The 22941-nt window shown below is 47.3% G+C and carries 19 protein-coding genes; 14 read left to right on the top strand and 5 right to left on the bottom strand.

Going from position 1 to position 22941, the window contains the following annotated elements; all coding sequences use genetic code 11:
- Positions 1-8: 8 nt before the first annotated feature.
- From KJB30_RS01495 to KJB30_RS01430, 14 genes are all read left to right on the top strand, one after another.
- Positions 9-614 (top strand): type IV pilus inner membrane component PilO, encoded by a 606-nt coding sequence (locus tag KJB30_RS01495; RefSeq protein WP_214296150.1) that lies wholly within the window; start codon positions 9-11, stop codon positions 612-614.
- Positions 589-1152, top strand: coding sequence for a pilus assembly protein PilP (locus tag KJB30_RS01490; RefSeq protein WP_214296149.1), 564 nt, complete (start codon positions 589-591; stop codon positions 1150-1152). The genes KJB30_RS01495 and KJB30_RS01490 overlap by 26 nt, the downstream gene beginning before the upstream one ends.
- A 10-nt stretch (positions 1153-1162) precedes the next feature.
- The gene (locus KJB30_RS01485) at positions 1163-3901 is read left to right on the top strand and encodes a type IV pilus secretin PilQ (RefSeq protein WP_214296148.1); all 2739 of its coding nucleotides are present in this window, start codon (positions 1163-1165) and stop codon (positions 3899-3901) included.
- Between the two features lie 152 nt (positions 3902-4053).
- Positions 4054-5850 (top strand): translation elongation factor 4, encoded by a 1797-nt coding sequence (gene lepA, locus KJB30_RS01480; RefSeq protein WP_214296147.1) that lies wholly within the window; start codon positions 4054-4056, stop codon positions 5848-5850.
- Positions 5851-5934: 84 nt separating this feature from the next.
- Positions 5935-6600, top strand: coding sequence for a signal peptidase I (gene lepB, locus KJB30_RS01475; RefSeq protein ID WP_214296146.1), 666 nt, complete (start codon positions 5935-5937; stop codon positions 6598-6600).
- Between the two features lie 68 nt (positions 6601-6668).
- Entirely contained in the window at positions 6669-8453 is a 1785-nt protein-coding gene (aspS, locus tag KJB30_RS01470; protein ID WP_214296145.1) for an aspartate--tRNA ligase, read from the top strand.
- Positions 8454-8460: 7 nt separating this feature from the next.
- The gene (locus KJB30_RS01465) at positions 8461-9153 is read left to right on the top strand and encodes a LysM peptidoglycan-binding domain-containing protein (protein ID WP_214296144.1); all 693 of its coding nucleotides are present in this window, start codon (positions 8461-8463) and stop codon (positions 9151-9153) included.
- 279 nt (positions 9154-9432) lie between these two features.
- A complete protein-coding gene (locus KJB30_RS01460) occupies positions 9433-11658 on the top strand; it encodes an NADP-dependent isocitrate dehydrogenase (protein WP_214296143.1) in 2226 nt (741 codons plus the stop codon).
- Between the two features lie 127 nt (positions 11659-11785).
- Positions 11786-13186 carry an NADP-dependent isocitrate dehydrogenase gene (icd, locus tag KJB30_RS01455; RefSeq protein WP_367618903.1) on the top strand — a complete coding sequence of 467 codons (1401 nt, stop codon included), beginning with the start codon at positions 11786-11788 and terminating at the stop codon, positions 13184-13186.
- A gap of 68 nt (positions 13187-13254) precedes the next feature.
- Positions 13255-14208 (top strand): malate dehydrogenase, encoded by a 954-nt coding sequence (gene mdh / locus KJB30_RS01450; protein ID WP_214296141.1) that lies wholly within the window; start codon positions 13255-13257, stop codon positions 14206-14208.
- 126 nt (positions 14209-14334) lie between these two features.
- The gene (locus KJB30_RS01445) at positions 14335-14532 is read left to right on the top strand and encodes a 4Fe-4S binding protein (RefSeq protein WP_214296140.1); all 198 of its coding nucleotides are present in this window, start codon (positions 14335-14337) and stop codon (positions 14530-14532) included.
- Positions 14533-14553: 21 nt separating this feature from the next.
- Entirely contained in the window at positions 14554-15687 is a 1134-nt protein-coding gene (locus tag KJB30_RS01440) for a 2-oxoacid:acceptor oxidoreductase subunit alpha (RefSeq protein WP_214296139.1), read from the top strand.
- 2 nt (positions 15688-15689) lie between these two features.
- Positions 15690-16505 (top strand): 2-oxoacid:ferredoxin oxidoreductase subunit beta, encoded by an 816-nt coding sequence (locus KJB30_RS01435; protein WP_214296138.1) that lies wholly within the window; start codon positions 15690-15692, stop codon positions 16503-16505.
- Positions 16506-16531: 26 nt separating this feature from the next.
- Complete coding sequence (locus KJB30_RS01430; RefSeq protein ID WP_214296137.1) at positions 16532-17077, top strand: 2-oxoacid:acceptor oxidoreductase family protein; 546 nt, start codon at positions 16532-16534, stop codon at positions 17075-17077.
- 50 nt (positions 17078-17127) lie between these two features.
- Here the strand turns inward: KJB30_RS01430 and KJB30_RS01425 are convergent, their stop codons facing one another.
- The 5 genes from KJB30_RS01425 to KJB30_RS01405 form a co-directional block, all read right to left on the bottom strand.
- Positions 17128-18327, bottom strand: a complete 1200-nt coding sequence (locus tag KJB30_RS01425) for a putative nucleotidyltransferase substrate binding domain-containing protein (RefSeq protein ID WP_214296136.1) — start codon at positions 18325-18327, stop codon at positions 17128-17130.
- Positions 18328-18416: 89 nt separating this feature from the next.
- The gene (locus KJB30_RS01420) at positions 18417-20423 is read right to left on the bottom strand and encodes a solute symporter family protein (protein ID WP_214296135.1); all 2007 of its coding nucleotides are present in this window, start codon (positions 20421-20423) and stop codon (positions 18417-18419) included.
- Positions 20424-20445: 22 nt separating this feature from the next.
- Complete coding sequence (locus tag KJB30_RS01415) at positions 20446-20757, bottom strand: DUF485 domain-containing protein (protein WP_214296134.1); 312 nt, start codon at positions 20755-20757, stop codon at positions 20446-20448.
- Between the two features lie 85 nt (positions 20758-20842).
- Positions 20843-21619 (bottom strand): IclR family transcriptional regulator, encoded by a 777-nt coding sequence (locus KJB30_RS01410; protein WP_214296133.1) that lies wholly within the window; start codon positions 21617-21619, stop codon positions 20843-20845.
- A gap of 488 nt (positions 21620-22107) precedes the next feature.
- Complete coding sequence (locus tag KJB30_RS01405; RefSeq protein ID WP_214296132.1) at positions 22108-22854, bottom strand: GltB/FmdC/FwdC-like GXGXG domain-containing protein; 747 nt, start codon at positions 22852-22854, stop codon at positions 22108-22110.
- Between the last annotated feature and the right edge of the window lie 87 nt (positions 22855-22941).

The following is a 22941-nucleotide window of genomic DNA, read 5'->3' as shown; positions in this document are numbered from 1 at the left end:
CGGGTAATATGGATCCACAGATAGAGAAAATACTCAAGTTGCCGACCAAACAGAAGATCATTATTCTTCTGTCTGTTGTAATCCTCGAGGCTGCCGGGCTTATCTGGTTTCTTTATGTCCCCAAATATAAGGAACATCAAAACCTAAAAACCGAACTATCAAGACTTCAGAGTGAAATAGATGAAAAAACCAGGTTGGCATCTAATCTTCCACGTTTGCAGAAAGAGTATGATCAGCTAAATGTTGAGTTGCAACAGGCGCTCACGGAACTTCCCAACTCGAAAGAAATACCTTCTTTGCTGACAAGCATCACTTCCCTGGGAAAGAACGCTGGTTTGGACTTTCTTGTTTTCAGACCTAAAGCAGAAAGTGCTAAAGATTTTTACTCTGAAGTTCCTGTTGATATCAGCGTATCTGGTTCGTATTACAGTGTTGCCAACTTTTTCGCCGCCGTATCCAACCTTCCGCGGATTGTTAATATTACCAATGTTGCATTTGCCGATATTAAGAATCTGAATAATAGAACTATGACAAAGGTAAATTGTCTTGCCACCACGTTCCGTTTTCTTGACAAGAAAGAGATAAAGGATGAAAAAAAACCTGCGACTAAATAGGTCTGTTATTGCAACTCTCGTCGGTTTTACTGTGATGCTGCAGTTAATCGCAGGTTGTAAGAAAGCGGAACAGCAGTCTTCACCACCTCCAGTTGCCAAACCCGAAGCAGGGCTTGTCAAGCCGCAAGCCAAGGCGGTGCAGCGTCAAGCAAGTTCTGCCGCCAGTTTGCCAACTCCGACTGCACAGTTTGATTTCAGCACCAAAAAAGATCCCTTCAAACCATACGTTATTGTGAAAGCTCCCACTCTGCCGACAGCGGACAAGACGAAAAAAACATCTGGATTGCCTATTCACAGTTTTGAAGTGAGTCAGTTCAAGCTAATTGGAGTTGTCACTGGAGAAAAGGGGAATCAAGCCATGGTTACTGATCCTGCTGGAAAGGGTTATGTACTGAAGGTGGGCATGACCATGGGGCCGAATAATGGCCGAGTTACAGCGATCACTACCAATGGAGTTGAAGTGCGCGAACAGTTCAAGGATGATAATGGACGGGTGCGCAAGGAAATAATTAAGCTTACCCTTCCCAGGAAATATTAAGGAGTTCCTTATGAAGTTGATCACCAGGCACTCGATTGTATTGACGTTTTCCCTGCTCGTTCTTGTATGCCTGACTGGCGGATTTCCTCAGAGAGCCGATTCTGCACAGGATGCTTCAAAGAAATTGCCCGTTTCAGTTGAAGGCATCTTCTTGAGCGGCAAAAGTAATCAGCCTGAACTAACCGTAAAGTTGTCATCACCGACGACCTACACCAGTTATAAAACCTCAGCTCCGCTTCGGTTAATTGTTGATCTTTCCCAGACCACTCCGGGTGTTATTTCGGCCCCAGTTGTGTTCAACAAAGGCAATTTTAAAAGCGTCACGGCTAATCGATATGATACTGATGCCGGCGTTATGACGCGACTTGACATTGAGTTGTTTAAGGATGGTGATGCGATTCTTTCTGTTTCGCCAGAAAATCCTGGTGAAATAAAAATATCTTTTCCTGCAGTAGTGTCACAATCCGAGACTGGTTCTTCTGTAAGCGCCCCTCTGTCAGTCACCCCGCAAACACAGCCAGCCACAACAACTCCCCAAGGAGAGGGAATCGCTAAACCTGAACCAGTTGTGGACCGAATACTAAAGTCTCTTAAAGTTAAAGATAATTCTATAGTTTTGACCATTGAAAATGGTGCTGGCGAAATTAAAACGATGCGCCTTAACAAGCCTGATAGATTTGTGGTAGACCTTTTTGATGTCAAAAACGGCCTTGCAGAAAAGCTGATCCCGATCAATTCGGCAGGTATCGCTTCAGCTCGCATAGGAATGTATCCGGAAAAATTGCGCATAGTTTTTGACGGTGTAAATGGTGGATTTTTAAATGCTGCTGCTCTGAAATCTGCTGAAGGTGCTGTCGTCACTTTAAACGGAACATCGTCAACGGTAAAAGATGGCAGCCCCCAGAATCCTCCCACTGCGCCAGTAAAAGTAGCTAGTCAACCGTCTGAGCCAACTAAAAGGTCTGTCTCCGAACTTGCTGAACCCGCTGTTCAAGAAAAATCTTCAGACTCGAACCCTGCGAAACAACAGAAAAAGCTTGAAGCTGTATCGGTAAAACAACCCGGTATCCCTTCGGTATCTGCTGGAGTGGAGATGATCGATTTTCAAATTGTCGACGGGATATCACGAGTTTCCGTAAAAATAGTAGGGGATGTTTCCGTTGGCGTTCCTGAGCAGTCCTCTGGTTTTGTCACTCTGCCCATCAAAAATGCAAACCTTCCAAAACCATTGCAGCGCTCTCTTGAAACCAAGGCTTTTAATTCGCCTGTATTGCGTATTACCCCTCTGTTGGTAAAAACGAATAAAGGCCATGACACTAAAATCAGGATCGCTTTGCGTGCAGCAGTCCCTCATAGTTTCCATCGTGAAGGGGACATGCTTTACGTGGACTTTAAAAACCCGGCCACAAATGGAAAAAATTCTCCGGATCTTCGGGAGTTGCAACCTGAAGCTTTATCTAAAAATACAAAAGTTCCCGCCAAACTTGATTCTGATCTTGGCAATGTGCTTGCGGCCGAACCTGTAAAGCTTGTTGAATTGGGCAAGACATATAAAGGACGTAAAGTTTCACTCGAATTCGCAGATGCAGAAGTGCGCAAGATATTTCAATTGCTGTCCGAGGTAAGTAACAAAAACTTTGTGCTGGGAGATGATGTAACTGGCACCATAAGTATCAAACTGGTCAATGTCCCATGGGATCAGGCGCTGGATATTATTCTGGACACAAAAGGATTAGATAAACGAGAAGATGGCAACATCATCATTATAAAAGGGAAAGGCAAATTCAAATCTCAGGCAGAGGAAGAGCAAGAGGTTAAAAAGGCCCTTACCAGATCAATTGAATTGAAAACCGAAACCTTCAGTGTCAATTATGCAGATACTGTCGGTATTGCAGCGCAGTTTGCATCGCTCAAGACAGACCGGGGTACAATCGCCCAGGACGTGCGAACCAACAAGGTAATAGTAAAAGATATTCCACAGGCTCTGGACGACATGCGGAGATTGCTCTCTCAATTGGATGTTCCAGAAAAACAGGTAATGATTGAAGCCCGTATCGTAGAAGCAACATCTACCTTTTCCCGGAACTTGGGGGTCAACTGGGGAGTGCATTTCCGCGATGCAGCAGCATCATTTCTGGGTATAAATTCTTTGGATACCGGCTTTGGTGGTTTGACTTCCGCACCGCCCACCTCTGGTACCGGTACAACTGCCGGAGGGAATATGGGAATTTCCTTTGGTACTCTAGGTAGCAACGTACAGCTGGATATGCGACTGAATGCAGCTGCCAGCGCCGGTCTGATCAAGATTGTGTCTACTCCCAAAGTAGCAACCTTGAACAACAAAACAGCTAAAATCACTCAGGGGCAGCAAATACCTTACACTTCCTCCACTTCAGACAAGGTTGAGACCAAATTTATTGAGGCAGCCCTTTCGCTTGAAGTAACCCCGCATATTAATGCCAACGGCACCATCGGCATGAAAATAGATGCCAAAAATGATTCTCCCGGAGCCGGTGGTAACCCTCCGCCGATCAACAAGAAACAGGCTACTACCGAGATGTTACTTCGCGACGGTGAGACAACAGTTATCGGTGGGATCTATGTAGATAGTGACACTGAAGCAGATGATGGTGTTCCATTTCTCATGGATGTTCCTTTGCTGGGCAAGCTTTTCAAAACCAATAATAAGAGCAAGACTAAAACTGAGCTGTTGATATTCATTACACCACGAATTCTCGGATCGATTTAAATATTCATTGGTCTACCTGTTTCCTTAAAAAATACGAGGCATAGCGATGCCTCGTATTTTTTTATACTGTTAATGATGACAACAGCCTTTACAATCCGCACGTTATTATTTATCCTTCTCTATTCATCTCCCCCAAACAAATAAGGTAATTCATGGATATCAGCAGACTCCGCAATTTCTCTATCATCGCTCACATCGATCACGGCAAATCCACCCTCGCTGACCGATTACTGGAGTACACAGGCACTCTTTCCGACCGGGAAAAGCAGAACCAGTTCCTGGACAAGATGGACCTTGAGCGGGAGCGGGGCATTACCATCAAGGCCCAGACGGTCCGCCTTAAATATCGTGCTGATGACGGCAAAGATTACATTCTTAATCTGATAGACACTCCTGGTCATGTGGACTTTACCTATGAAGTTTCTCGCTCGCTGGCAGCCTGTGAAGGCGGGCTGCTGGTCGTTGATGCTTCCCAAGGGGTTGAGGCCCAGACTTTGGCAAACGTATATCTGGCCCTGGATATCAATCTGGAAGTATTCCCCGTACTGAACAAAATTGATCTACCCGCTGCTGAGCCGGAGCGTGTTATTCAGGAGATCGAAGAAATAATTGGAATTGATGCCCATGATGCTGTCTTGGCCAGTGCAAAAGAAGGGATTGGAACGCACGAGATTCTTGAAGAAATCATTAAGAAGATTCCACCCCCTAAAGGGGATTCGCAGGCACCGCTCAAAGCACTGCTTTTTGATTCATGGTATGACCAGTATCAGGGTGTTATTATTCTTGTTCGTTTGTTTGATGGAATTCTCAAAAAAGGCGACAAGATTCAGCTTATGGCCACCAACAGCTCTTTCGAAGCCCTGAAAGTGGGAGTGTTTGCACCAGTTATGGTTGAAGTGCCACAACTTACCGCAGGCGAGGTAGGCTTTGTCATAGCCGGAATCAAGGATGTCGCCGATGCTAAGGTCGGCGATACGGTGACTCTGCTGCATCGGCAGTGCGAGAAGCCGTTGGAAGGTTTCAAGGAGGTGCAGCCGATGGTGTTCTCAGGCCTGTACCCCATTGATACAGTCCAGTACGAGCAATTGCGTGATGCCCTTGCCAAGCTGAAGCTCAACGATTCATCGTTCTCGTTTGAGCCAGAGACATCGGTTGCCTTGGGATTTGGTTTCCGTTGCGGATTTCTCGGGCTGCTGCATATGGAGATCATCCAGGAGCGTCTTGAACGTGAATTCGGCCTTGACCTGATCACAACCGCACCGACTGTTGTCTACAGGGTGCATCGCGTAACCGGCGAGGTGCTGACTATCGAGAGCGCCAATCAACTGCCAGAACTACACCATGTCGATTACCTTGAAGAGCCTTTCATCCTGGCTCACATACATGTGCCCAATGACTTTGTGGGGGGCGTGCTTTCACTGTGTGAAGACAAGCGCGGCATACAGCGCGAGATTAAATATCTCACCCCCACCCGGGTGATGATTATCTATGAGCTTCCACTCAACGAGATTGTTCTCGATTTTTATGACCGGCTGAAATCCATAACCAAGGGTTACGCTTCTCTTGATTACGAACATCTGGATTATCGCCGTAGCGAACTGGTGCGCATGAATGTCATGATTAATGGCGATATCGTTGATGCGTTGTCGCTGATCATTCATCGCGAGAAAGCCTACTTCAGAGGGCGTGACTTGGTAGCCAAGATGAAAGAGTTGATCCCTCGTCAGATGTTTGAGGTGGCTATTCAAGCTGCCATTGGCAACAAAATTATTGCTCGTGAAACAGTCAAGGCGATGCGAAAGGATGTGCTGGCGAAGTGTTATGGCGGTGATATAACCAGAAAGCGCAAACTACTCGAAAAACAGAAGGAAGGAAAGAAGCGTATGAAAAATGTTGGCAATGTTGAATTGCCGCAGGAAGCGTTTCTTGCGATTCTAAAAGTCGATTAATCGGGTCAAATGTACGTGATGTTGTTAGGTTGTTTGTACGTACACTAATACAATAGAACGTAGAGCCGCACGAAAAGGAGCTACATGCAAGCACAAACTGAATTTCCACATGAAGAAGCACCTCTAAAAAATGAGCCAATTATTAAGAGAAAAAGCATTGTCCGAGAATATGCCGAATCCATCATAATTGCCATTCTGTTGGCGTTAGTTATTCGGACATACCTCGTTCAAGCATTCAAAATTCCCTCTGGCTCTATGGAAGATACCCTAGCCATTGGAGATCACCTGCTGGTGGCAAAGTTTATTTATGGAACCAAAATTCCATTTGTGGATAAAACCATGATCAAGGTTCGTGATCCTCGACGTGCAGATGTAATCGTTTTTGAGTACCCTGAAGATCCCAGCAAGGATTTTATCAAACGGGTGGTTGGTCTACCTGGTGATGTGGTTGAGGGTAAAGATAAAAAAGTTTTTGTCAATGGAAAGCAGTTCGAGAACCCACACGAAATACATAAAGAGAAAGATATCATTCCCAAAGAGATGAACCCCCGTGATACGTTTGGCCCGGTTACAGTACCGCCAAATTCATATTTTGTGATGGGAGATAATCGCGACCGCTCCTATGACAGCCGTTTCTGGGGAGTTGTTACACGCGATAAAATAAAAGGTCTTGCCTTTATAAAGTACTGGTCATGGGATAGGGAAAAATTTCGGCCCCGTCTTGGCAACATTGGTAAATTAATAAACTAATTGTACTTTAATCTTCATTAGCAATAAAAGTTTTGCATTCAATACAGAAATTTATTCTGGAGGTTTATATGGAGATGCTTGGGAGTTGGAAACGCTCACATTATTGTGGGGATCTGACAGCAAAAAATGTCGGTAGTGAGGTTATTTTGATGGGATGGGCACTGCGTCGCAGGGACCATGGTGGTTTGGTTTTTATTGACTTGCGTGATCGCGAGGGGATTGCCCAAATAGTTTTCGACCCAGCACTAAATACAGAAGCTCATGCAGTCGCTGAATCTATCCGCAGTGAATTTGTGTTGGCTGTCAAGGGAACGGTAATTCCTCGCCCTGAAGGTACTGTTAATCCGGGTATGAAAACCGGCGAGGTTGAAATACAGGTTAGCGAATGCAGACTTCTCAATCGTTCTAAACCGCTTCCTTTTATGCTTGATGAGTTCAGCGAAGCCAATGAAAATATTCGGCTCAAGTATCGTTACCTGGATCTTCGTAGGCCTCAACTTCAGCATAACCTCATTCTTCGCTCCAAAGTTTCTCAGCTAACCCGAAGTTATTTATCTGAAAATGGATTTATCGAGCTTGAAACTCCATTTTTAACAAAATCCACACCCGAAGGTGCACGTGATTTTCTAGTTCCTTCGCGCATTAATCAAGGGAGCTTCTATGCTCTTCCCCAGTCGCCACAAATATTTAAACAGATCTTGATGATTTCTGGATTTGATCGCTATTTCCAGGTTGTACGTTGTTTCCGTGACGAAGACCTACGTGCCGATCGCCAACCTGAATTTACTCAAATTGACTGTGAGATGTCTTTCATCGATCGTGAAGATATTATATCTATGATGGAAGGCCTGATTGCCCGCGTATTTAGAGAAACTAAAGGGATTGATGTCCCACTTCCGGTTCAGCGTATCACTTATGCAGAAGCGATCCGCCGTTTCGGAGTGGATAATCCTGATCTCCGATTTGGCATGGAGCTATGTGATCTGACGGATCTTGTAAAAACTTCCGGTTTCAAGGTTTTTGCAGACACTGCTGAAAAGGGCGGTATTATCAAGGGTCTTAATGCGAAAGGGTGTGCACGATTCTCACGTAAAGAGATAGATGATCTAACCGATTTCGTCAAAATTTATGGTGCCAAAGGATTGGCATACGTGAAAATTGAAAACAACCAATGGCATTCTCCCATAGCAAAATTCTTTACCCCTGATGAGATTGCTGCAATGAATACCGCTTTCAATGCTGAAGAGGGAGATTTGCTCTTCTTTGTTGCCGACAAGCCTAAGGTCGTAAATGATTCATTGGGTAAATTACGTAATCATTTGGCAAGTATTCTTAAACTCACCAGCAAGGATGATTACCGCTTCGTATGGGTAACAGACTTTCCGCTCCTGGAATGGGATGAGGAAGAGAAGCGTTGGGCTGCGGTTCATCATCCATTTACCGCCCCAATGGATGAGGATCTCCCTTTTATTGAATCTGATCCGGGCCGCTGCCGTGCCAAGGCGTACGACCTAGTTCTTAATGGTAACGAAATAGGGGGAGGGTCTATCAGGATTCATCAGGAGCAAGTGCAGTCGCTCATGTTTAAACTGCTTGGCCTTTCCGATGAATCAGCTCGTAGTAAATTCGGTTTCTTGCTAGATGCTCTTGAGTTTGGTACACCTCCCCATGGAGGTATTGCTTTTGGAATGGATCGGCTGATCATGCTGTTAACCGGGAGCGACTCCATCCGTGATGTAATTGCCTTTCCAAAAACACAAAAAGGCACCTGTATGATGTCGGAAGCGCCTTCCATGGTAGAAACCAAGCAATTACGTGAATTAGGCATTCGCTTGGTTGAAAAATTGAGCTGATGTAAAAATGTGTAGTTTCATCTGGATAATAGCTGTCAGTTTTTTTTTGACAGCCTGCTCGGCGTCGTCGCCACTCTGGCGTGACTCTGCGGCGATTGCAGTGGAAGAGCTTGGTCGTCAGGAGGCGGCCAAGCTCTTTCCGCAAGAGTACTACAATCTTGTGGAAACCTTTGAACATGGTGAAGCTATGCTGCATGTTTATGATAACTCTCGCGATGCTGATCCATATTATCTGCTGGTTCTCCAAAAAAGTGTAGTCTTGCGGGCGGAGCTGCTAGCCAGCAAGGAGCGCATGGCCGCAGCTGCAGAGGCTGAAAAGGCTGAAAAGGCTGCTCAGATTGCAAAGGATCGTGCTTTACGCGACGCAGCTGAACTGGAAGCACGTCTGGCCGCACAGGAAAGGCTGAACAAAGAGGCGCTGACGCGGGCTGCAATTGCGGCGCGAGCACGTCAGAATTCACAGGAACCAACTTTAATTCTTCCTTCTTTGCATACTGTCCGCCGAGGTGAAACGCTTCCACAGATTGCCGCACGTACAGAGATCTATGACGATGCATCCCTCTGGCCTATCATTTACCGGGCCAACCGTGATCAAATACGTAACCCTCGCCAACTCTGGCCAGGCCAGAAACTCAAAATTCCCCGCAATTTTTCCCGCGACGATATCACTGAAGCAAAACGTTATTCAGGTCGAAAATAATTCCTCCCCAACCTCATAACGTTGTTCATGTTGTTAATGTGAGAAAGTTTTTTTCTTGACACCCTCATGCCCTTTGTATACTGTATACAAAATTTTTCCCCGTATATCTCCGGTGTTGTAAGTTTCTGTAATTGAATGGCATTGCTTTAAATTGCTGTTTTAATAAAGCTCAGGAATGTAGCAGGCAAAATTGCCTCACTTGCGCCATTAGATCTGGGAATCGTATGCTTCGAATCCTGCCAATTGCAGCGGTGTCGGCATTAAAACTAAGGAGGGAACATGTCGGAACAAAAGATTATCTGGTCCAAGATTGATGAGGCACCCGCACTGGCAACTTACTCTTTGCTTCCTATCGTCAATGCTTTCACTAAGGCGGCCGGCGTTGCCGTAGAAACGAGGGATATCTCGGTTGCCGGAAGAATTATTGCAAACTTCTCTGACTATTTGACCCCCGAACAGAGAATGCCGGATTATCTGGCTGAGCTGGGCGACCTTACCCAGAAGCTTGAAGCCAATATCATCAAGCTCCCCAATGTCAGTGCTTCGATTCCCCAGTTGAAGGCCGCCATAAAAGAGCTGCAGGAAAAGGGTTATAAGCTTCCTGATTATCCAGAAGAGCCGAAAACCGATGCTGAAAAAGAGATTCATGCCCGTTATGCAAGATGTCTCGGTAGCGCCGTAAACCCTGTTCTGAGGGAAGGAAACTCCGATAGGAGGTCGGCGAAGGCAGTTAAGGAATATGCAAAGAAACATCCGCACAAGATGGGTGCCTGGGCCTCGGACTCCAAGACTCACGTGTCCTGGATGGAGTCTGGTGATTTCTACGAGAATGAAAAGTCCATTACCATGCCGAAAGCAGGCAACGTAAAGATCGAGTTTGTCGATCAGGCCGGCAAGGTCACTGTTCTGAAAGAGAAGCTCTCGCTGCAGGCCGGCGAAATTTTTGACGGTACGTTCCTGAGCGCCAAAGCCCTGCGCAAATTCATCGAAGAGCAGATCGAGGACGCCAAGGCCAAGGGAATCCTTTTCTCGGTACACCTCAAAGCCACCATGATGAAGATTTCCGACCCCATCATGTTCGGCCATTTCGTCTCCGTTTACTTCAAGGACGTGTTTGAAAAACATGCTGCTACCTTCAAGGAGCTGGGAGTCAATCCGGACCTCGGTCTGGGCGACCTGTACCTGAAACTCCAGAAACTGCCGGAAGCCAAGCGTGCCGAAATCGAAGCGGACATCCAGGAAACCTACAAAAAGCGTCCGCCTCTGGCCATGGTTGATTCCGACAAGGGCATCACCAACCTCCATGCCAGCAACGACATTATCATCGACGCTTCCATGCCGGTCGTAATCCGTGACTCCGGCGGGATGTGGGGCCCTGACGGCAAACTGCAAGATGTGAAGTGCGTCGTCCCCGACAGGTGCTACTCCCGGTGGTATCAGGTCTGTGTTGACTTCTGCAAGAAGAACGGCCAGTTCGATCCCACCACCATGGGTTCAACTGCCAACGTCGGCCTCATGGCTCAGAAAGCGGAAGAGTACGGCTCACACGACAAGACTTTCAAAATGTTTGCAAACGGCACAGTGCGTGTCATTGATGAGTCCGGCGCCGTGCTGATGCAGCACAATGTTGAAGAGGGCGATATCTGGCGCGGCTGCCAGGCTAAAGACCTGCCGATCCAGGACTGGGTTAAGCTGGCGGTAAGAAGAGCCCGGGCTACCGGCGCTCCGGCGATCTTCTGGCTTGACAAGAACAGGGCGCACGATGGCCAGATGATCGAGAAAGTAAACAAGTATCTGAAGGATCATGATACCACTGGTCTTGATATCCGCATCATGGCTCCGGTTGACGCGATGCTGTTCACCTGCGAGCGTGCCAAAGCAGGTCAGGACACGATTACCGTGACCGGTAACGCCCTGAGGGATTACCTGACCGACCTCTTCCCGATCCTTGAGCTCGGCACAAGTGCTAAGATGCTGTCCATAGTACCGCTTTTGGCTGGCGGCGGTCTTTTTGAAACCGGTGCTGGCGGTTCGGCTCCCAAACATGTGCAGCAGTTTGTACAGGAAGGGTACCTGCGTTGGGATTCTCTTGGCGAGTTCCTTGCTCTGGCTGTCTCCCTGGAGCATCTGGCGGCTACCTTCAAGAACGAAAAAGCACAACTCCTGGCAGATACCCTTGATCAGGCCAATACCAAGTTCCTGGATCAGAATAAGAACCCAGCCCGTAAGGTTGGCCAGATCGACAACCGCGGCAGCCATTTCTACCTGGCCATGTACTGGGCAGAGGCTTTGGCAGCACAGACTCAGGACAAGGACCTCGCTGACCGCTTTGCCAAGGTGGTAAAGCAGCTCCAGGAGAATGAAGAAAAGATCAATGCAGAATTGATCGGTGCTCAGGGTAAGCCACAGGATATTGGTGGCTATTTCATGCCGGATCCGGTCCAGACGGAAAAAGCTATGCGCCCAAGTGCTACCTTGAACGCAATCATCAATTCCATTGCATAATACGCAATTCCGCAGGCGGCTGTACTCGTACAGCCGCCTGTACCACTTTTCAGCCCTTAGGAGCTGAATTGATCACATTTCGGCAGGGAACAGGGTTGAAAGGGTGGATCGGTTGGCGCACCGTCATGTGACAGTTTCCGCAGGGGAAAAAATCACTAAGGGAACGGACGGCAAGCTGAACGTGCCGGACAACCCGATCATACCGTACATTGAAGGAGATGGCACCGGCATTGATATCTGGAAAGCCTCGGTGCGTGTCTTCGACGCAGCTGTCGGTAAGGTCTACGGCGGTAAACGTCGAATTAGCTGGATGGAAGTATACGCCGGGGAGAAGGCCTTCGGCATGTTTCGGGACAGTTTAGGAGAGCGGGCATGGCTTCCCAATGAAACCGTCGACGCTTTTCTGGAATACCTAGTCGGTATAAAAGGGCCTTTGACCACACCGGTCAGCGGGCCGATACGCTCTTTGAATGTTGCTCTTCGACAATTGCTCGACCTGTATGTCTGCCTGCGGCCAGTACGCTACTTCCAGGGGGTTCCTTCGCCGGTCAAGAGGCCCGAGGATGTGGATGTTGCAATTTTCCGGGAAAATTGTGAGGACCTCTATGCAGGCATAGAATGGATGACCGGTACCTCTGATTGCGACAGGTTCCGCAGATTTCTGCTGAATGATATGGGCGTTGACAAGGTACGGTTCCCTGAATCATCCTCCTTCGCAGTCAAGCCGATTTCCCGCGAAGGTTCTCAACGGCTGATCAAGGCGGCGATCGAATATGCTCTTAGGAATCGCCGCAAATCAGTGACAATTGTCCATAAAGGCAACATTATGAAATTTACGGATGGGGCCTTTCGCGAATGGGGATACGAGGTTGCAACGTCCCTGTTCCGCCAGCAGGTGGTTACTGAAAGAGAGGCCCTGATCCTCGATAGTCTGGACCGCAAGCCGTCTCTAAGCATTGAAGAGATTGCCCGGTTACTGGAACCGGGATACGATCTTATGTCGCCACGCCAGCAGGAGGCTGCACATAATGAGATTTGCAGCGCTTTATCCCTGCAGGCGACTCACGGTGCCGGGAAATGGAAGAAGTTCCTTGTGGTCAGGGACTCTGTCGCTGATATCACATTCCAGCAGGTGCTCAGCAGGCCCAAGGAATTTGATGTGATTGCCGCTATGAATCTGGAAGGGGATCTACTTTCCGAACTTCTCGCAGCGCAGGTTGGGGGTATTGGCATCGCACCCGGTGCTAATATCAATTACGAGACTGGGCATGCCATATTTGAAGCAACTCACGGAACTGCGCCCAAATATGCCAATCTGAACAAAGTCAATCCCGGATCGGTTATTCTCTCGGGAGTGATGATGCTTGAATATATGGGATGGCAGGAATCGGCGGATCTGATCACCCGAGCGATTGATCGGACTATCGGACAGAAGCTGGTAACATACGATTTTGAGCGCGTGATGCAGGGAGCCACCCTGCTGACCTGCTCCGGTTTTGCGGATGCTCTGATCAACAACATGAATTAATCACTGGATGTATAAACAGGATAACCAGTTGTTTTTGTAACACCAATAAATCAAAAGGAGGAAACAGTATGGCACGTAAGAAAATTTCTCTCATCGGTGGTGGACAAATTGGTGGTGTTCTTGCTCAGCTTTGCGCCCTGCGTGAACTTGGCGACGTTGTTCTGTTTGATATCGTAGAGGGACTGCCCCAGGGTAAAATGCTCGACATCGCCGAAGTCGGTCCTGTCGATCGTTACGATGTATGCCTTAAAGGTACCAACAGCTACGAAGACATCAAAGGTTCTGATATCGTCATCGTAACCGCCGGCCTCCCCCGCAAACCAGGCATGAGCCGTGACGACCTGATTGAGGTCAATTCCAAAATCATGACCAGCGTTGCTGAAGGAATCAAACAGTATGCTCCTGATTCAATCGTCATTGTCATCTCTAATCCCCTTGATGCAATGGTAACTCTTTGCCAGAAAATTACCGGTTTTCCCCACAGTCGCGTTATTGGCCAAGCCGGGGTGCTGGATTCGGCCCGCTTTGCTACCTTCATTGCCTGGGAATTGGGCGTGTCAGTGAAGGATGTTACTGCCATGACTCTTGGTGGTCACGGTGATGATATGGTCCCCTTGGTTCGTTATGCCAGTGTCAATGGCATTCCTGTTATGGAACTGCTGGAACAGAAATATAACGACAAGGCCAAAGCCAAGGAAGTCATGGAAGCCATGGTCAAGCGTACCCGCGGCGCCGGTGGTGAGGTTGTTGCATTGCTCAAAACAGGCTCGGCTTTCTATTCCCCTGCATCTTCAGCCATTGCCATGGCTGAGTCGATTCTCAAGGATCAAAAGCGCGTACTGCCCACCTGCTGTTTCTTGCAGGGTGAGTTTGGCGTCAGTGGCTTCTACGTGGGTGTTCCAGCTGTTCTTGGAGAAAAAGGTGTTGAAAGCATAATTCAGTTCAAGCTTGATGCAGAAGAGCAGGCTATGATGGACAAATCCGTAGCTGCAGTAAAGGAATTGGTAGGAAGTATGAAATAGCATTTAGCTAATTTTATTCACACCGTCGCAAAACGTGAAAGAAGGGCGGATTCATCCGCCCTTCTTTTGCCACATTATGGGGGTGTATTCCACACCTATTAAACGTAATTAAAGGAGTCTTATCAGATGGAGAAAAAACTGCCGAAAATCGAGATTATCGAGAAGTACTGCAAGGGGTGCCACATTTGTGTCGAGTTTTGCCCCACAAAAGTTCTTGAGATGAAGGGATTTTATGCCACGGTCAAGAATCTGGAGGCATGCATCAAGTGTATGCAATGCGAATTAAGGTGTCCTGATTTTGCAATCAAGGTCATTACTGAATAAATCAACGGGAGGAAATGAACAGTGTCAAAAAAAGTAGCGTTTCTTCAGGGTAACGAGGCCGCAGCACACGGTGCACTTTATGCCGGCTGCAACTTTTTCGGCGGCTACCCGATCACCCCTTCAACGGAGGTGGCGGAGGTAATGTCTGTAGAACTTCCTAAGATTGGCGGGAAATTTGTACAGATGGAAGATGAGATAGGTGCCATGGCAGCTATTCTGGGTGCCTCACTGGCCGGTTCCAAAGTCCTTACTTCCACCTCAGGACCGGGACTCTCCCTAAAGCAAGAATTAATCGGCTATGGTTGTATAGCTGAAATTCCATGTGTTGTTTACAATGTAATGCGTGGCGGTCCTTCAACCGGGATGCCGACAGGACCAAGCCAGTCCGACGTGATGGCCGCCAAATGGGGTACCCATGGCGATCATCCCGCCATCTGCTTGGTTCCTGCTTCTGTTCAGGAAACATATGAAGAAGTTATTCGAGCATTCAATCTCTCTGAAAAATACCGTACACCAGTAATGGTTATGCCTGACGAGATCGTTGCTCACATGCGTGAACGCATCGTATTTCCCGAGCAGGGAGAAGTAGAAGTCGTTTCCCGTAAATCACCCTCTGTTTCACCTGAACAGTACAAGCCTTACGACACCTCTTTCGGTGATGTTCCTCCCTTGGCATCCTTCGGCTCCGGTTACAAATTCCATGTTACCGGCCTTAATAAAATGCAGGACGGTTTCCCGACAACAAAAGCGGAAATCGTTCAGGCTGAGGAAGAGCGTCAGGTGCGCAAAGTCGAGGCAAATGCTGATGATATTGTCACCTTTGAAGAGTATCAACTGGATGATGCCGACGTTGTAGTCATTGCGTATGGCTCAACATCACGCTCCGCACGTTATGCAGTCAATGCTGCACGCGAGCAGGGCCTCAAGGCTGGTATGTTCCGCATCAAAACATTCTGGCCATTCCCCGACAAGCAGATCAAGGCTCTTGCCGGCAAAGTAAAAGGCTTTATCGTTCCTGAAATGAATCTTGGCATGTGCGCCAACGAAGTCGAGCGCTGCGCCCAGGGCAAGGCACCGATCCACGGTATCTTCCGTGTAGATGGTGAGCCGATCAATCCCGATCAGATTCTCGACAAGATGAAGGAGGTTAAGTAACCATGGCATTTGATTACGATAAATATATTCGTCCGGGCAAGCTGCCCCATATCTGGTGCCCGGGTTGCGGTCACGGTATTGTTATGAAGGGTTTGATCCGCGCCATGGATACCCTCGGACTCAAGAAGGAAAATACTGCAATTGTTTCCGGAATTGGTTGTGCATCACGTCTGCCGGGCTACATTGACTGCTGCACCCTTCACACCGCCCACGGTCGCGCCGCTGCTTTTGCAACTGGTGTCAAGCTTGCTAAACCTGAGATGAACGTCATTCTGTGCGGTGGCGATGGTGACGGTACTGCTATCGGTGGAAACCACTTCATTCACGCCTGCCGACGCAACATAGATATGACCTATATCATCATGAACAACTATATTTATGGTATGACAGGCGGACAGTTCTCCCCTGCCACCCCTACTGGTCATAAAGCATCCACAACACCTTACGGTAACCCCGATCCCTGTTTCGATATCGCGAAGCTCGCAATCGGAGCTGGTGCTACTTTCGTTGCCCGCGGAACAGCGTTTCATGCCAATCAGATCGATAAGCTGATTGTTGAGGCGATTCAGCATAAAGGGTTTTCAGTGGTTGAAATTCTGGATGACTGCCCTACTACTTATGGACGTCGCAACAAGTACAAATCGGTAATCGAAATGATGAATCGTCTCAAAGAGGTTGCTGTACCTGTCAAAGCTGCTGAAAAAATGACAGCCGAACAACTTCAGGGCAAAATTCTAACTGGTGTTCTTTATAAAGAAGAAAAACCTGAATACACCGCCGAATATGCCAAGGTCATTGAGCGGGCCCAGGCAAAGTAATCACTACAGGAAAAGGAGAGATATAGATGTCAAGATATGAACTCAGGTTTTCCGGTGCTGGCGGGCAGGGTCTTATAACCGCCGGTATCATCATGGCGAAAGCCGCTTCTATTTACGAGGGTAAGCAGGCTGTGCAGTCACAGAGCTACGGTCCAGAGGCTCGTGGTGGAGCTTCCAAGTCGGAAGTTATAATTTCTGATGGTCCCATCGACTATCCCAAAGTTACCCAGTGCGATGCACTGCTGGCTATGACGCAGGAAGCTGCTAATAAGTATTCTCATGATCTTAAAGAGGGTGGGGTACTTCTAATCGATTCAGATCTGGTAGTGAAAATTCCTGAAGGGAACTTCAAGACAGTTTCCTTTCCGATTATCAACACCGCAAAAAATGATGTAGGCCGCGAAATAGTTGCCAATATCGTTGCCCTTGGTGCCATGGTTGCGCTGACTGGTCAGGTGAGCCGTGAAAATGCCGAGAAAGCAGTGCTCTCCAGTGTTCCTGAAGCTTTTCTTGAATTAAATAAAAAAGCTTTTAGCATGGGGTACGAGAAGGCGCTGGCTGCAAGTGCTTAAATCGTTGCGATAAGTGATCTTAAAAAGCCCGGCTCAATGCCGGGCTTTTTTTATACAATGGAAAAATTAGAATGGATAATTTTCTGCAATTCTTCAATTTTCAGAAGAGCATTGTGGATTTTTTCAATTTCTCCGGTGGGGAGTTGGAAAGGATTTAGGTAATAAGAGTCTTTTTGTATACCTTTTAAGACTTTTATTTGCAGAAGAATGCGGTGTTTTGTGAGGATCAGGTAGGCATTATGAAGATCATCTGAAAAACCTGCCGAAAAACTACCCTCTTTTTCCAGCATGCTGATTCTTTCAACAGTGCTTGTAGCAGGAACCCCTTGGTTAATTGCCAAAATACGGATATTCATTACAAGTGGAGCCCAGGCGAGAAGTTTTAAATTGAACTCTCCTTTATGTTCTCCACTGCTTTCAGTCCAGATCCTTTTCAAAAAACCGAGCGCTAACCTCATTTCCGTAGCAGCTTTTGCCATTCCCCAAAGAACTCGAAAATAATCCCGCTCCATATCCCGGATCATTAAAGCCAGTTCTTCAGCTAGATTCTTGTCTCCAGCAACATATCGAGCATCAGATAGAACTATCAGGTCCATCATGTTCTTTGCATAATCCTCAAATTCGTATCGTACAATGGAAAGTAAGCGTTTTCTCCACTGCGAAAATGAACCTCGCCATGTAGGATTGGTAGGCATTATGTCACCAGTACATTTTTTGAATCCGGTTTCCTCCAGGCGATCTACAAGCAATGCTGAAAACTTTTCAAAGTAAAGATCAGCATCCTCACCTCCATTATCACCATACACCAGCAGGTAATCCTGATCAGTAATAAGAGTTTGTTCTTTTCGCCCATCGCTACCCATGCTAAGCAGAGCATAGGGCAGGGAGTGGGGAGGTGACCATCCAGAATCACACATTTCATGAGCAACAAGTTCCATGGTTCGGGTTGCAATTACATCACGATAATGGGTGCAGTTGTGATGCAAGGCAGAAACTGAGTTGGTTAAAAGGAAACGTTCGGATTCAATCTCATTGAGACGCTTGTGAAGCAGGGATAGTTCCTGGAAGTTTGCCAGTGTGACTCGTAGAAGAATGAAATGGCTTTCTTCTGTCCATTCTGTCATTTGCAAGAGATCTTGATTGAGAAACACGCGGATCTTTTCTTGTAAAAGTCCTATCTCTTTCACATCACAGAAACGGGTAATCTGACACAGGTCTGGTAGAAAAGAGGAACCATTATTGTCTATCATCACAGACTTTCCATTTACTGGGTAGTAATGCGCCATAAAAAAAGGGGAAGGCAAAAGCCTTCCCCACTATATCACAATTTAAACATTCATCAGTGATCTATGGCCTTGGCCATGCCGATGCCGGTGTTCTGACGAACATAAATCTCGTCGAACATCTCTTCTGAACGCTTGCTGGGGAACAAAAGTGCACCCAGAATGGCAGCCATGAAACCGAGCGGAATTGAGACAATGCCTGGGTTCTTAAGCGTAAAGAGAGGCTTGTCAAGACCGAGCATGGATTTTCCACCACGGTTCTTGGTCTCTTCTGCCTTTTTGTCGGAGATGGTCTTCATAGTTTTTTCCATTGCTTCGGGCTTTACTTTGCCGTCAGCTACTTCCTTCTCTAACTTTGTGTAAGCTTTTTTAGCGTCATCGGCCACCTTGTTGGGGTAGGTCATGTTTGGAGAAACCATAACCAAACCGATGGAAGCAATGGTACCAACTACCAAACCGGAGATGACGCCAGCGGTATTAAACTTGCGCCAGAACAGTGAGAGCACTACAACCGGCAGGTTGCCGGAGGAAGCAACGGCAAAGGCCAGAGCAACCAGATGGGCAACGTTCTGTTTTTCAGCGGCAATACCGATGACGATACCCATAACACCAACAACCAGCGAGGTTACGCGAGCAGCAAGAACCTGCTCGTGCTGATCAGCGTGACCATCCTTGATGACATTAACATAGATGTCATGTGCGATGGCTGCAGATGCTGCCAGAACCAGACCGGAAACAACAGCCAGAATGGTGGCGAAGGCAACGGCGCAGAGGAAAGCAAGCAACAGGTCACCAACGAACGGAGAGATGTCGCCGCCCATTGTCTTTGCGAGCATCATGGCAGCCATGTTGCCGCCCTTGTCCACTTTCATGATGTTCTGGGGGCTGAGATGAATCGCAGCGCCGAAGCCGAGCAGGGTTGTGAGGATGTAGAAGGAGCCGATGATGAACATGGCTACGATAACAGACTTACGTGCTGCGATAGCGGTAGGAACAGTGAAGAAGCGCATCAGAATGTGCGGCATACCTGCAGTACCGAGGACCAGAGCCATACCGAGGGAAATCTGGTCAAGCGGGTTAGTCAGGAACAGGCCCGGCTCAAGGAAGCGTTGGCCTGGATCGGCAGTTGCTGTACCAGCATCCAGCTCTTTCAGGTAGATTGGCAACAGTTTTACGTGATCAATAATCTTGTCATTGGTGGCAATGTCCGTGAAAAATTGCAGGGGGCTCATGCCGGATTTCAGCATGACCAGCACAGACAGGACACCAGCACCTGTCATGAGCAGACCGGCCTTGATGATCTGTACCCAGGTCGTGGCGGTCATTCCGCCGAAAACAACGTAACCAACCATCAGGATGCCGACGCCGATGATGGCAATCTTGTAGTCAATGCCAAGCAATAGCTGCATCAGTTTGCCTGCACCAACCATTTGAGCGGTCAGATAGAAAGTAGAGACGGAAACGACGGAAATTGCGGCAACAGCACGTACCGGTTTTGGATTGGTGCGGAAGGCGAGGATGTCGCCAAGGGTGTACTTGCCGGCATTGCGGCAGGGCTCGGCAACAATCAGCAGAACGGTGATATAAGCAACCAGCCAGCCTACGGAATACATGAATCCGTCATACCCATAGAGGGAAATCATTCCGGAAATACCCAGGAATGAGGCAGCAGACATGTAGTCGCCAGCAATGGCCCAGCCGTTCTGGGTGCCTGTGATGCCACCGCCGGCAGTGTAGAAGTCGGATGCCGACTTGGTCTGCTTTGCTGACCAGACAACAACGCCCATGGTGGCGCCAACGATAATTAGGAATATCGGTATGGTGACCTTAGGATTAGCTTTGAGCTTTCCCTTGTCGTCTGCAGGCTTGGCTGGTACAGCTGCAGGAGCTGGAACAGCAACGGATGGAGCGGCAACGGCAGGAGTGCCGGTTGTAGCGGGCTGCCCTGCTACGGGAGCGGAAGCAGCAGGAGCTGCACCGGGAGCATCTTTTTTAGGCTCCTCAGCAAAGCACAGAGTGCCCAAGGAGAGCGTAATCAGTAAGGCAACAAAAATATTTTTCATGTCTCAACCTCCTCTCTTTGTCTTATTTGGAAACTTCCTCAACCAGTTCCCTGGTCAGGCGGTCAAAATCCTTATTGGCTACATGGGCATAATACATTGCGATTCCCCAGGATACAAAAAACTGGGAAAGGGCGAAGATGTAACCAAAATTGATGTTGCTGATGATTTTGATTTTGAACAGACCAGGTGCGTATGCTGCCCCAATGGGAAGCAGGAAATAGTACACGCTGGAGAAGATCCACCAACCGAAAAGGAAGGCCGATTTTTTGTGGTGCAGCTCGATGAACTTTGGATTTTTGGCTATTGCAGCCCAATTGTACTGTTTCTCTGCCATGAGAATTTCTCCTTTCTTTGTAACTGGTTAAAATAATGTACAGCTCCTCTGTGCGACTCTCCTTTCGTGTAATGAATTGGTTTTCTTACGCATGAATTTTCGCATACCCGAACTTCATTGAAAGCTCTTCTGCCCCCTCCAGCATGGAGGGAATGATTTCCTGCTCCAATCGTTCCTGTAACATGCGGAACGAAGGGGCCAGCATGGTCAAGGCTCCTACCACTTTGCCTGCATAGTCTTTTATGGCAACCGCAACGGCACAAATTCCCTCTCCCAATCCTCCGTTATCGACGGCCACACCACGCATGCGGATGTCATTCAGCTCAAGCTCTAATTTTTTAATGTCTTCGATACCAGTTTTTGAAGAGCGACGTTTCCCCATTTTCTCGATTACATCAGCGGAGCTCATGGCTTTGATTGCCTTGCCGGCAGCATTAGTAAAAAAAGGAAATCTTTTTCCGACCAGCGCAACAGCCTTGATCTGCTGAAAGGAGTCAACCATGTCCAGAAACAGCACTTCGTCATTATTCAGAACAGTGATGTATATGGCCTCATCATGTTTTCTGGCAAGTTCTTCCATGATTGGATGAGCCAGACGGATAAGACTGGCGCTCTTGAGAATGTGCTGAGACATTTCAAAAGCTCCAAGTCCAAGTCTGTACATGCCCGTGTTCTCGTCCCGTTCTACCAGCCCCTTGTCTTCGAGGGTTGCCAAAAGACGAAAAACTTTGTTCCTGCTGAGTTCAAGCCGGGAAGCTAGGAATGGCACTGTTGGATTGGAGCCATCTGCAGCCAAAAGCTCAAGAAGGTCGAAAGCCTTGACAACTGCCTGTACTGAATATGTGCCTCGCTCTCTATCCATCGTGTGCTCCAAACTTCATTTTACTTATTATGAAACACATTTATAAAATATCGTAAATCTGTATAGTAATTTTGTAGTACGACGTTCTAATTATGTCAATAAAAAAATTAGTATAATATTTATGTACTAAAAAATATAAAAATAGCAAGTGCTTAAATAGATACAGAAGATGAAAAATTAAATTTTGTAATACGTTTTTGGTAGTGAAAAGGGAGTTGATGGTCCCGCAAAACAGGATGACAATTTGTGCATAGGTGCCATCTTTTTGTTGACGTGATGAGTGGAAGGTCGTTTGTAAAAGAATTATTTGAAGGAAAAAACGAGAATATGATCAAATATCAATGCTTTGCTAGGCGATTTTAAATTCTGACTTTGGGTCGTTTAGGAGATGAAAGCTGTTTGATAAAATAAAGCAGGAATTGATTCTTAATAAAAAAGGGAAGATGCCGTCGGCTTCTTCCCTTTAGGAGAGGTAAGGTGGGTAAAATTTATTTAGGCATAGGGCAATACATATTGCCATAGGGGCGTTTGCTGCGGGGCAGCACCTTGACGAAACGTTCATTTAGTATGACTGTTGGATCAAGACCAAAATCTTTACAATATTCAGACATCATTTCGTTGATATTTTTACGGTCTTCATCATCCACTTCAAATACGCCGACTTCTTTTGCCAGCCTGGATTCATCCACACCGCCACGTACGTAAATGACACCGCCATGCATTCCTGTTCCAAACAAAAAGCCATGTTTATCTTTTTCGGGATTGTCGCTGAACATGCCGAGCAGGATTAAAACTCCTCCAGCCATATATTCACCAAAAAAATCACCTGCATTGCCCCCGGCAATCAAAACCGGCTTGTTTTCCTGATATGACTTCATATGGATTCCAACACGGTACCCAACATCCTTGCGTATATGAATTCTGCCACCGCGCATCCCATATCCCAGGACATCGCCGGCATGTCCGTGGACAACTACTTTACCTGCATTCATTGTGTTGCCGATGTTGTCCTGTGCATTTTCAGTAACGATTATTGTCGCTCCATTCATAAAAGCCGCAAGATCATTACCGGGAACGCCGTTAATGGTGATCGTAACCGGTTTATTGAGTCCATCGCCAATAAAATACTGACCGTTGACATTGTCGAGTTCAATAGTATTTGTTCCGCTTTCAACCGCGTTACGGATTCTTTCGTTCAGGTCTCGGTAGTAAAGACCCTGGGCGTTGATTTTCATGCATTGCCTCCGGATACAAGTGCAGGCGACAAAAGGTCACCGGGTGATAATATAGGACTCCTGATGATTTAGGTCGGTCCCGTAGTT

Source organism: Pelotalea chapellei (assembly GCF_018531195.1).
Taxonomy (GTDB): Bacteria; Desulfobacterota; Desulfuromonadia; order Geobacterales; family Pseudopelobacteraceae; genus Pelotalea; species Pelotalea chapellei.
This window is presented reverse-complemented; position numbering and strand designations above follow the sequence as displayed.